Genomic DNA, 12,495 nt, shown 5'->3' with positions numbered 1-12,495 from the left:
GAAATTTTGGGATATTTTTTATTTGGAAGTCTCTTAGGGAATTAAAAATTTAGCTACTGTTTGTACATCCTTATCACCGCGTCCTGAACAGTTAATTACAATTCGGGGATTACCGGAAAGTTGGGGACACAGGGTTTCTAGATAGGCGATCGCATGAGCAGTTTCCAGTGCTGGTATAATACCCTCTAACTTGGATAATCTTTGGAATGCAGCCAAAGCCTCGGCATCTGTCACACTGTAGTATTCAGCCCGACCATTATCTTTCATATAACTGTGTTCTGGACCCACACCAGGATAATCTAAACCTGCACTAATTGAATGGGGTTCAATCACCTGTCCGTCGTCATCTTGCAACAAATAACTCATTGCCCCGTGTAATACACCAATCTGTCCTTTTGTCAAGGTTGCCGCGTGTTTACCAGTATTCACGCCTTCACCTGCTGCTTCCACGCCAATTAAGCGCACAGATGATTCCTTCACAAACTCATGAAATAATCCCATGGCATTAGAACCACCACCCACACAAGCCATGAGAATATCTGGCAAGCCGCCCCATTTTTCCATTGCTTGGGTACGGGTTTCTTGTCCGATCACAGCATGAAAATCACGTACCATCATCGGGTAAGGATGGGGTCCTGCAACCGAACCAAGAATGTAATGAGTGCTTTCTACATTCGTCACCCAGTCGCGGATAGCTTCAGATGTGGCATCTTTAAGAGTTCCTGTTCCCGCAGCTACGGGACGCACTTCAGCCCCCATTAACCGCATTCTAAATACATTTAAGGCTTGACGTTCCATGTCGTGAACGCCCATGTAAATTATACATTCTAGCCCAAAACGAGCGCAAACTGTAGCTGTAGCTACCCCATGTTGACCTGCACCTGTTTCGGCAATAACGCGCTTTTTACCCATGCGTTTGGCTAACAGGACTTGACCCAGGGCATTATTAATTTTATGAGCGCCAGTATGATTTAAGTCTTCTCGTTTTAAATAAATTTGCGCGCCTGTACCATCGGGACGGGCATAATTAGCAGTAAGGCGTTCGGCAAAATATAACGGTGTGGCACGTCCTACATAATCGCGCAATAAATTTTGTAGTTCTGTTTGGAAACCGAGTTCTTGGCGGTATTGTTGATAAGCTGTTTCTAGTTCAGCTAAGGCGGGCATCAGGGTTTCAGGAACGTACTTACCGCCAAAGCGTCCAAAGCGTCCCAGTTTGTCAGGAACGGAGGTCGTTAACTGGGAATTAGGAGAAAGGGGAGTAATAGTCACGGATTAGTTAAAATAACAGTACAGAATCAATTTTAATTTTAGAACTGATGGGATGGGATGTCTATGATGATGCTCCTTCACACTTCTGTCAACGTTAATTCTTTTTAAATTAAACCTGAATTAAAGTTTATGTCTTCTTCTAATTCTAAATCGGAAAAACGCATTGTTTACCAAGAATTTGGTAATGGTCACTCAGCAGCTTTTGAACGTCCAAGTCAAGGAAAACCGACTCAGGAGTTACCGCCAAATCAACAGAATGTGAGAGTTCAAGCTACTCGCGCTGGACGCAAAGGTAAAACTGTGACGGTAATTACTGGTTTTCAGACTACGCCAGAAACATTGGCAGATTTGCTGAAACAATTAAAAACTCAATGCGGCACAGGTGGTACAGTTAAAGATGATGAACTGGAAATTCAGGGAGATCATAAACAGAAGATTTTAGAGATTTTGTTGAAGTTGGGTTACAAAGCTAAAATTAGCGGTGGATAGGACGAAAGGCGTATTGCAATCCACCCGTCGTACATTTGAGTGTGGTTTACCGTATGTTTTCAGGAATAGTGACTGAAAAAGTTGATGTTATGTTTGGGATGTAAAAATCTGTCAAATGGCATCTTTTTTGAAAATTAACAGGAGGCTAAAATGGATTTAGTTCGGATTGTATGTGCGGTTTTATTACCACCTTTAGGTGTATTTTTGCAAGTTGGTTTTGGAATGGATTTCTGGATTAATATAGTTTTGACGCTTTTTGGTTATATCCCTGGAATTGTCCATGCTATTTGGATCATTGCTAAGAAATAATTTTAGGGAGAGATAGACAAAACTAACCTATCTCTCTATTCTAAATTAGTCGAAATTAGTCTTCAGCTTGACCTACACGGCGAATATTAAGAATGTCGGTCATTTTTTTGATTTGGCTGAAGAGATGTTCTAATTGAGAGCGATCGCGGATTTCTATCCCCAATTCCATTAAAGCAGGTTGACCAAAGGCTGTTTTTACCTGGGCATGATGGACATTAATACTCTGGTCGCTCAACCTTGATAAAATATCCTTGAGTACCCCCACCCGATCAAGTGCTTCAATTTGAATATTAATTGGGTAAGTGTGAGGACGACTCCTATTTTCTACACCTGTATTCCAGTTGACTGGTACTAGGCGATCGCACTCCACACAGTCTAGATTATGGCAACCTTGGCGATGGATGGAAATTCCCCTTCCCCTTGTCACTACCCCAATAATCGCTTCTCCAGGAATGGGGGTACAACAGCCAGCTATGTGATAAAGTAAACCCTCTACGCCAATAATTGGTGAATCACTAGCACGGGAAGTAGTTTGAGAGGAATCGCGCAAAGATTTGGGAGTTGATTCCTTGGGCAAAAATGGTAACACATCAGTTACGGGTTCTTGGGCTTTTGCCACTTCACGCCAGCGATTCAGCACCAAATTTAAGGTAATTTCTCCATAACCTAAACCGGCCAGCAAATCTTCCACAGTATGATAATTGCACTTTTCAGCTACTCTCTGCATCGCCTCTGACTTGAGCAAATTATCAAAACCAGTTTTTCCCAATTCTTTCTCTAATAATTCTCGCCCCCGCGCCACATTTTCTTCCCGGCGCGATCGCTTATACCATTGTTTAATTCTATACTTGGCCGCCGAAGTTCTGACAAAATTCAACCAATCTAAACTCGGATGGCTGTTCTTTTGAGTCATAACATCAACAATATCCCCATTTTGCAGCCTGGTAGACAATGGAACCATTCTTCCATTAACTCGCGCCCCTGCACAGTGGTTTCCCACCTCCGTATGAATCCGATAAGCAAAATCTATACTCGTAGAACCGGGACTTAGAGGAATAACATCTCCCTTTGGGGTGAAGACATAAACATCATCTTCAAATAAATTGTCCTTGACACTATCTAAATACTCTTGTGCGTCTTTCAGGTCACTTTGCCATTCCAGTAATTGCCGTAACCAAGTAAATTTCTCATCTGTCCCCGTTAATTGGCTATTACTAGAACCACCCGTTTCTTTGTACTTCCAATGGGCAGCAATTCCATACTCGGCTACATGGTGCATTTCTACGGTGCGAATTTGCACTTCTAAAGGGCGGCCAGTCAAGCCAATTACCCCAGTATGTAACGACTGATAACGGTTGGGTTTTGGTAAACCAATGTAATCTTTAAATCTGCCCGGAATGGGACGAAAAACGTCATGAACCACGGCCAAGGCTCGATAACATTCCTCATTAGTTTGGACAATTATTCGCAGTGCAGCCAAATCATAAATTTCATGAAATTCTTTTTGCTGCCTTTGCATTTTTTGATAAATGCTATAAAGGTGTTTGGGACGGCCACTCAAATCCCAACAATTAACTCCTGCTTGTTGCAACCGTTCTCGCAAAACCTCCGTAGCCTTAGCCAATTTCTCTTCCCGTGCTGTGCGTTTTTCCGAAACGTGCTGCTGAATTTCCCGAAAAGCTTCCGGTTCCAAATATTTAAACGCCAAATCTTCTAATTCCCATTTCATTCGCCAAATCCCCAACCGGTTGGCTAAAGGAGCAAAGATATCTCGCGTTTCTTGAGCAATGAGGCGACGCTTTTCCTCTGGCATAAATTGTAAAGTTCGCATATTATGCAAACGGTCGGCCAATTTGACGACAATTACCCGAATATCCCGCGCCATGGCTAAAAACATCCGCCGGAAGTTTTCTGCTTGGCCTTCGGTTTTACTGGTGAAGTTGATTTTAGAAAGCTTGGTGACACCTTCTACCAATTGTCGCACTTCCGCGCCAAAATGTTCTTCTATTTCATCAATTGTCACATCTGTATCTTCAACTACATCATGAAGAAACCCAGCTGCTATCATAGCTGGACTACCTCCTAAGTCACGCAATAGGCCAGCAACGGCCACAGGATGAGCTATATATTGTTCTCCTGATTTGCGATATTGACCTTGATGGAGTTGATAAGCAAATTGAAATGCTCGACAGATTAAAGCGTTGTCGCTATACGTTCGGTCTTCTTCAATTTTGTTGCTATTGCTTGATGGTTCTCTTAAACATTTATTAAGCCAATCCGGGAGGGTGACATTAATTGAGGAATTGACAACTAAGCTACTCATACAATAGGGAATATTGGTGATTGGTGGATAGATGAGATATAAAAATTTACAGCACCTCTAGGAGTAGATGCTGTAGCCCTGAATCAACTTTTGCTAAAATTTCCTCTACTATCTAAATTTATAGATGGTAAAGTCAGCCTCAAATGGTGGTTTGAGGCTTGGGAATTTGAGCTTTTAGTTTGGAAGGTTGATAGTAAAAGAAATTTTTCTTGACATAATATTATCTTAACTGGCTTTGGATGTCTCTAAATCACGAAAAATATCAAGCTTTGGCTAATTTGTTAACTCAATTACGTGCTGATGTTACTTCCAATCTTTTGGATGTAAGGGAAATACGGCAGCGTTTAAGTTTGTTGCAGGAATTTTTTGTCCAGGAGGTTGTCCCTTTGTCTGAGTTGGACTCACGGGAATTGTCTTATCGGACGGAAATTAGTAAGCAGTTGCGTTTGCTGGAGGTTGATGTGATGTTTCTTCAGGGTGCGAAACAGTTGGCAACGGTACAGGGGAGAATGAGGGCTATTGAGGAGCGTTTAGGGATTTTGATGGGTTATTGTGGGGTTGTTTTGGGGTCGGATTAGGCTCACGCAGAGGCGCAGAGGCGCGGAGAGTTTGGTAAAAATTAATATTGATTGAGGTATTTAACTGAGACAATTTAGGCAAGTTTTACGACTTTGCTTTTATGTCGTCTCCTGTTTTAAAGTTTGAGGTTAGGCTTCCTGGTTCTCACCCCCGATTGTTGGAGGGGTTGGATTTGTGGTTGCGTTTGGGTTTAATTTCTGATGCTCAGGTTAGGCAAATCTGTCGGGAGTTTCTGGTTTGTTCTGTTGTTGTACAAACTCAGGATGATCTAGAGTTAGAGCCGGTTGTGCTTTTTCCTCCTCAAAAACCTTTGGTTGCTACTTTACCTCAAAGGGTGGAAGCACCTGTTACACCCAATTTCTTTACTTCCATTTTTCAATCTTTGGGGGAAGAGTTGAGTGTGCGTTGGTTGTTATTTTTGGGTGTGTTTTTGGTGGTGGTTTCTTCTGGGGTGCTGGCTGGGAGTCAATGGGAAAGTTTCCCGGCTTCTGGGCAGTATGGGGTGTTGTTGGCTTATACTTTGTGTTTTTGGGGGTTGAGTTTTTGGGCGGGTAGACAAAGTAATCTGAGTTTGACGGCGCAAACTTTACTAATTGTGACTTTGTTGTTGGTGCCGGTGAATTTTTGGGCTATGGATAGTTTTGGTCTATGGCGAAATCCTTTTGATTGGTTGATGATAGCGATCGCTTCCCCAATTCTATCTTTTATTACTTATAGTTTCAGTAAAAACCACAATTTCATTTCTAGTTTCCCCAGGGGTAAGTTACCTTTAGTTATTAATATTCTCTTTCTCAGTTATCTCCATTGGGGTTGGAAAATCTCCAATTTCCCCCTAATTGCGGTTTATTTGGCGATGATTGGCACAACTATTATTACTATCTATCAATATCGGATTCCGTCTGTTAGGGAAGATCAACAAGGTTTAAATTGGTTTTCTGGTGTAATTGTTTATGCCTTGTTCGTGCTACTGGTACGAGCAATTTTTATTGTTCAGGTAGATGTTACCAAGTTGGGGTTAGCAATTGGGATTTGTGGTTGGTTAATCACTTGGTTAGCAGATCAAACTCCTCAACCAAAGTCGTTACTATGGGAAAGAATAGGGGGAATTTTCCTGTTTTTGGGTTGGTTGGTGGCGGTAACTGATCAACCTTGGCAAGCTATAGTAATCAGTGGCTTGGTTTTATGGTTTTGCTATCGTCGGTTACAGAGATATGATGTCAATTTTGATTTATTGGCGTTTTTCTTAACTGGTTTACAAACAATTTTCCTGGGTTGGCGGTTATTACCCAGCCAGTTTAAGGAATTAGCCATTACCACTGCTACTAATCTTACCAATTCCCAAAATACACCTTGGACGTTGTTGGGTGTGGTTTTATTTCCCTATTTAATTGTGATGGTGGTGCTGACAGAAAGCTTATATCGTCAGGAAAAGCCAAATTTAGCAAATTTTGGTGATGCGTTAAATCTGCTGTTTGGGATAGTTTTGGCGATGTTGGCTTTTATTAATCCTACAACGCGATCGCTCAACTTACTATTATCCACCATCACCCTGTCCACTGTCACTAAATACCGTTCTTTCCATCCTCTATATGTATATCTGACTCACATTACTGGCTTATTAACCGTTTTTTCTACCATTTATTGGTGGTTTCCTAATTTGAGTCAGGAAGTTTGGGCGGCGATTTTGTTAACTTTAATGGTGGGAGAATGGTTATTTAGTTTGGGAGAAGGTATTTGGAGACGCACCGCATGGCCAATTGGTATCTGGTTAGCTACGGTTAGTTTTCTGCTTTTATGGGGAAAATCGCAAACATTCTGGAATGGTTATCTTGATGATCAAGATTATTGGCGTACTTTATGGTTAATTACCCCAATCACACTCACGTTTTTAGGTAATCGCACCACCGGAACTCAACGCAAAACCCGAATTTTTCTGAGTGTTTTAACTATATTATCTGCCCAATTACTAACTTTACCCCTAATTTTGACCAAATTTATTGGTTTAGGTGTGGGGTTGGGTGTGATGTTGATTAATACTCAATCTTTAAGATATCCAGCTTTGGCGGGTACTACTGTTGGTTTTGGATTAAGTTTGATTGCGGCGTTGTTGTGGGAAATTTTTCCCAATTTAGGTTTATCTGGTTGGTTTGTGGTGGGAGGTTTAACTATACTTGGTTTATGGTTAGGACGTACCGTTTTATTACAACGCAGTGGAGAATTAACCAGTATCTATGCAGCTAGTTTTGATCAATGGGCGATCGCTCTCTGCAATGTAGAATTAATAGGCATAACCTTACACTCCCTCCTAGTCTATCAACAAAATTACCCAAGCAGCATCGGCTATTTTACCGCCATAACCATCACTTTAGCCGCAATTTTGTACCGTAGTTGGCGACAACCTAACGACTTTGCTTTTTATGGTATCGGTTGGTGTTTAGAATTATTAGCAGTCGAGTTACTAGGATTTACTGAACGCTCAATCATCAGTATAACCATTGCTAATATCGCCCTTGGTTTAATAACTCAGCTTTTTGGTGAATGGTGGAAAAGAAAATTCCAATTAACCAGCTTACCCAGTAGCTTGAATTTACTTCCCCTATTCTACGCTGGATTTAGTATCCTTCTACGAATCAACACTTTCACCAACTGGACAGGTTTTTGTTCTTTGGGTGTAGCCTTAATTATGATTGGTGTGGGACGACGTAGCACCAAATTCAAATCTCTACTTTATTTTGGCATCATTGGCGTATCTATTTCCGCCTACGAAATCTTATTTTATCAACTTACCCAAAGCCCAGCCGCCGACTTTGGTGATAGATTAATCGCTATGTCAGCCTTGGGTGTTAGCATCATGTATGCTTACCGTATCCTTTCCCCTTGGTTGGGAGAATACTTACTCTTAACTCCCCTAGAACTGAGAAATATCGCCCATTTACATTGGGTTTGGAGTAGTAGCTTATTCTTAGCTGCTATTTATTTTCCTATCAACATCAATATATATCTAGCTTTGGGAACAGGAGCATTTTTAACTCGTTATGCTATTTGGCAAGGTAGAACAAATTCGGTAAATCCATCTACTAAAATTGAGGAAATTTGGGTTTATCTGGGTTTAGCAACGGCTTGGATTACGGGTATTTACTTACAATATACACCCATAGCCTTCTTATTTACTGGTCAACTACGGTCTTGGCACGGTGCGATCGCTTGCGTAGTTTCCTACTTCTTTTATATCTTACCTTGGGAAAGTTGGGGTTGGTCAAAAAAACCTTGGCAACGAGCCGCCTACATCCTACCATTAATCATTATCTGGCAAACCCAACTAGAAATCTATCCCATCACCTTAATTATCACAGCCGGATTTTACATCTTTTTATCCAAAGTCGCTAACCAATTGCGTCTGAGTTATGTTAGTATGGTGTTGGTAGATTGGGCATTATGGCGCTGGTTTACTGATTTACAACTCAGAGACAGTTTATGGTACATTACACCAATTGGGTTATCAATATTGTATGTTGCCCAGGTAGATAACCAGTTAAAACTTCCTGAATCTAAGGAAATTCGCCATAGTTTGCGCCTTTTTGGTAGTGGTTTAATTTGCGGTTGGGCGGTAATATTTCAACAAGATGCAGCTTGGATACCAGGAATTTTCAGCCTTATTGCCATTTTTAGCGGTTTAGTTTTGCGGGTGCGAGCATTTCTCTATATTGGCACAGCTACCTTTCTCACCACCAGCATTTATCAATTAGTGATTTTCAGTTTGCGTCACTCTTTTGTAAAATGGATTGTGGGTTTGCTAGTTGGTATTTTGTTAATTTCCATCGCTGCTCACTTTGAAACCAGACGGACTCAAATCAGTTCCCTACTCCGCAATACGACTAATGAATTGCAAAATTGGGAATAAAATCCCCTATTCATGGGCTTTTTGTTGCCACTGGGGAATGATAATGGTAAACTCTGTACAACCTGGAGTAGAAAAACATTCCAATTTACCATTATGTCTTTCCACAACTATTTGGTAACTAATAGATAAGCCTAATCCTGTACCTTTACCAACATCTTTGGTAGTGAAAAAAGGTTCAAAGAGATGATTTTTAACTTCTTCACTCATACCACAGCCATTGTCTATAATACGAATAGCGATCGCTGGTATATCATCTTCTTCATCTTTCAATTCAGTACAGATAGTAATTTGAGGCGGATTGTGAGATAATTCAGAGAGCCGAACTTTATCACTTTCTTCCAAAGCATCAATAGCATTAACCAAAATATTCATAAAAACCTGATTCATTTGTCCCGCATAGCACTCCACTAAAGGTAATAGTCCATACTCCTTAATGACCTTAATTTCTGGACTTTCAGGACTTGCTTTCAGACGAGTTTGCAAAATCATCAAAGTGCTATCTATTCCTTCATGAATATCCACCTTTTTGATAGCAGATTCATCTAAACGAGAGAAAGTACGGAGAGACATAACAATTTCCCGAATCCGAGAAGCACCAACTTTGATCGAAGACAACAACTTAGGTAAATCTTCTTTCAAAAAAAGAACGCTTAATTAAGGCTTAAAGGTGGCAAATGTGGCTCTGTGCTAACTTTTGATTCGATAGTGTTTAGGGTTAACCCCAAATCGTTTACGAAAAGCAGCCGCAAAACAACCGTGGTTAGCATAACCAACAGCATGAGCTACCTCTTTAATACTCATCTGTCCTTCTGACAACATTTGACGTGATAATTCCATCCGGTGTTGATGTAAATAGCCAAAAACTGTTGTACCAAATACCTGATGAAAACCGATTTTTAATTTGTAATCGTTTAATCCTACTTGATGCGCCAGTTCGATTAATGAGGGGGGATTATTGATATTTTTAATTAAAATGACTTTGGCTGCATGGATTCTTTCAATATCATCTTTTTTTAATACAATTACTTTTCGTCTATGTTTTTCATGTTGTGCTAGTTGCTCTAGTTTTAGCGCAATCAATTCTAAACATTTACCTTCTAAGTATAGGTTTTTAGTTATTCCCTGAAATGGGCAATTGATAATCTGCTCTAGTGGCAAATACATCTCTGGGGCAATTATATTAGTTTCACAAAAATCTATTTTACTATTTCCTTCTACCAAGTTTATTAAGGTGGTTGGCAATTTTTCTCTGTTATCAAAAATAAAATTCTTGAGTAGATCTTGGCTATCTAGATGAATATCTACTTTCAGTCGCCGCTGTTTAGCACCAATACTAAAATATTGTCTTTCTTCTAGTAGTTCTATCTCAAACCAGTCGAAAAAACTTTGTGTACCATTTCTTTCAGAGTATGAACCTGATAAATTAAATCCAAATTCTAAGATATAATCTTGATTTATCTGACTATCATCAGACTCAACATATAAGTCATCATCAAATTCTTCATCAACAATTAGCAGGTTAATTCCTCGTAGCTTCACCCAACGATGATATCCTCTACCAAGGTGCTGGGGACAGTAATTAATAAAATCTGTAGTGTTAAGTGCTTCTGGATAATGAGTATTTTGGTTAATCTGCTGCCAAGTTTGTCTATACTCAGTTTGAGAAATTATGTTGGACATAAATAATAAAATAATTTTTTCTTTTACACTGTCTTGGGAAATTATCTGGGAGCATTTAATCTCTCACAATTCTGATATTGGAGGTAATGGATTTGTCTAGGAATAATCTAACAAATAATTAAGCCTGTTGCAAGATATTTGCAATAATTTATGATTTAGGCAAGATTAACATCAGGAAGCAATCTCAAACCCTGATGTTTCGTACCCAATTTGTGAGTCCTGTGATTTTTAGTATGCAGCGATCGCGTTCTACCCACTGGAGGCATTGTACCCTGTTTTGAGGATTACAGATTTTCCATTTATGAGAGCGTGAGATAAATCATTCCCCAATTCAGCAATCACAATTAGGACTTGTGACAAAAGAAAAAAAAGTTACAATGAGATCGCTTCCGATGTAGGGGGAATGCGTACTAAGAGATGCGATCGCAATGTTCCAGGTAATTTACCAGGTAAAACATATCCGTCTTCGCTCTCTTGATAAAGCAGGCTGAATTGCAACAAATCAGTTATGCTTTCCTGGGTTAAATCAACAAAATGGTATGTATATTTTTGCGGACAAACAAAGCTGACAGCACAAGAATATTTTTTAACGCAAGTCCATAAACATCCTACAGGCTGAATATTGAGATTGTTGTAAATGTGATGATTTTTTTGCACTTCTAATAGCTTCAGCAAGAGTTGATTTCCCTCCGCGCGATCGTCTGCTTCTTCATGAGATAGAACAGCACTACAAGATGTACAAACAAATAAGGTATGAAGTTTCATAATCTGGTCGCCATCTGTTTCTCAAGGTGTGTTAATTAGATACTTAAATAAATCATCAATAATTGCATTTGCAGCTAACATCCCACTTCCAATCCAGTAACTTGGAACTACATAAACCTTATTTTCTTTTACAGCTTTTAAATTTTTCCACAGTGGACTTGCTTTAAGTTGCTCTAATTTATATTGTGCTGTTTGATTACCTTTAGTATCATTCTCACCAGTCCAAATAAATATCACATCACCATCAGCTTGTTCGATTAATTCATTACCGATGGGAACTTGAATTTGATTACCAAATAATTTTTTTGCCTCTGATGCAGTATAATTTTGTGATTCTGGACGAGATAAGCCGGCATCTTGTAAAACTATTCCACAGAAAGAATCAAGTAGATAAAGGTTAATGTTACTAGGATAAACTCGCACTACAGAAACTTTGAGTTTTGACAACTTATTACCCATTTTCTGCTTAAATTCTGCAAGACGACGGTAATAATTTGCCATTACTTGTTGACCGACTTCTTTCTTTCCTAATGCTACACTAACATTTGTAAATGCCTCTTTCCATTGACCACTGTGTCCAAATTTCAACAAAACTGTGGGAGCAATTTTTGAAGTAATAGGATAAATATCTTTTTGATCTTCATAACCAACAATTAAATCCGGTTTGAGTGCGAGAATACTTTCTAAGCTAGGTTCACCAATTGTCCCGATGTTTTTTACTCCTGTTAACTCATCTTGCCAATGTGATGAAAAATCGGAGATCACAGCACCAAGAGGTTTAATTCCTAATGCGATCGCATTTTCAGCATCATCTAGAGTCACAAGTCGCTCAAACTTTTCAGGAATACAGGTAATTCCCGCAGCGTGTTCCATCTGACGACAAACTGCATTTGTAATTTGGTGATCAACAGGTATATAACCACCATGATGACAAGCTACAGTTACGATTAGAGTACACAATATTGTGAACACAAATTGCCACCAGCGAGTAAAAATTTTAATTTTGATATCACTGTCATTCATGATGGAATCTCATACCTCAAACCTGATTTTCATCAAAATTCAACTGCCAACGAACCAATCAATGTTAAAGGTTCACTGGCTGAACCAGATATTTAAATAAATCATCAAGTAGCTTATTCACTCCAAAAAAGCCAAATGTCCACCATCTATTTAC

At 39.6% G+C, this 12,495-nt stretch carries 9 protein-coding genes and 1 pseudogene; 4 read left to right on the top strand and 6 right to left on the bottom strand.

Translation table 11 applies throughout. The features are described from left to right. Window positions 1-33: 33 nt before the first annotated feature. Complete coding sequence (gene trpB, locus VB711_RS10910) at window positions 34-1,272, bottom strand: tryptophan synthase subunit beta (protein WP_323285986.1); 1,239 nt, start codon at window positions 1,270-1,272, stop codon at window positions 34-36. Window positions 1,273-1,401: 129 nt separating this feature from the next. On the opposite strand from trpB, the gene VB711_RS10905 reads away from it, so the two are divergent. After that, window positions 1,402-1,761 carry a translation initiation factor gene (locus VB711_RS10905; protein WP_323285984.1) on the top strand — a complete coding sequence of 120 codons (360 nt, stop codon included), beginning with the start codon at window positions 1,402-1,404 and terminating at the stop codon, window positions 1,759-1,761. A gap of 150 nt (window positions 1,762-1,911) precedes the next feature. After that, window positions 1,912-2,070 carry a YqaE/Pmp3 family membrane protein gene (locus VB711_RS10900; RefSeq protein WP_323285983.1) on the top strand — a complete coding sequence of 53 codons (159 nt, stop codon included), beginning with the start codon at window positions 1,912-1,914 and terminating at the stop codon, window positions 2,068-2,070. Between the two features lie 55 nt (window positions 2,071-2,125). Here VB711_RS10900 and VB711_RS10895 read toward each other — a convergent pair whose 3' ends face one another. Beyond that, window positions 2,126-4,393 (bottom strand): bifunctional (p)ppGpp synthetase/guanosine-3',5'-bis(diphosphate) 3'-pyrophosphohydrolase, encoded by a 2,268-nt coding sequence (locus tag VB711_RS10895; RefSeq protein WP_323285982.1) that lies wholly within the window; start codon window positions 4,391-4,393, stop codon window positions 2,126-2,128. 239 nt (window positions 4,394-4,632) lie between these two features. Between VB711_RS10895 and patD the strand changes: the two genes are divergently transcribed. Both patD and VB711_RS10885 read left to right on the top strand, forming a co-directional pair. Then, entirely contained in the window at window positions 4,633-4,971 is a 339-nt protein-coding gene (patD, locus tag VB711_RS10890; RefSeq protein WP_323285981.1) for a heterocyst frequency control protein PatD, read from the top strand. Between the two features lie 101 nt (window positions 4,972-5,072). Then, window positions 5,073-8,873, top strand: coding sequence for a DUF2157 domain-containing protein (locus VB711_RS10885; protein WP_323285980.1), 3,801 nt, complete (start codon window positions 5,073-5,075; stop codon window positions 8,871-8,873). A 6-nt stretch (window positions 8,874-8,879) separates the two neighbouring features. Here the strand turns inward: VB711_RS10885 and VB711_RS10880 are convergent. From VB711_RS10880 to VB711_RS10865, 4 genes and pseudogenes are all read right to left on the bottom strand, one after another. Then, window positions 8,880-9,515: pseudogene (locus tag VB711_RS10880) on the bottom strand (sensor histidine kinase); the annotation flags it as partial. A gap of 45 nt (window positions 9,516-9,560) precedes the next feature. Continuing rightward, window positions 9,561-10,553, bottom strand: a complete 993-nt coding sequence (locus VB711_RS10875; protein ID WP_323285977.1) for an AraC family transcriptional regulator — start codon at window positions 10,551-10,553, stop codon at window positions 9,561-9,563. Between the two features lie 372 nt (window positions 10,554-10,925). After that, on the bottom strand, window positions 10,926-11,318 hold the full coding sequence (locus VB711_RS10870) for a DUF1636 domain-containing protein (RefSeq protein ID WP_323285976.1): 393 nt from the start codon (window positions 11,316-11,318) through the stop codon (window positions 10,926-10,928). Window positions 11,319-11,339: 21 nt separating this feature from the next. Beyond that, complete coding sequence (locus VB711_RS10865) at window positions 11,340-12,341, bottom strand: iron-siderophore ABC transporter substrate-binding protein (protein ID WP_323285975.1); 1,002 nt, start codon at window positions 12,339-12,341, stop codon at window positions 11,340-11,342. Between the last annotated feature and the right edge of the window lie 154 nt (window positions 12,342-12,495).

Source organism: Cronbergia sp. UHCC 0137, from assembly GCF_034932285.1.
Classification (GTDB): Bacteria; Cyanobacteriota; Cyanobacteriia; order Cyanobacteriales; family Nostocaceae; genus Cronbergia.
The sequence above is the reverse complement of the archived record's forward strand: the minus strand, read 5'-3'. Positions and strand labels throughout refer to the sequence as shown.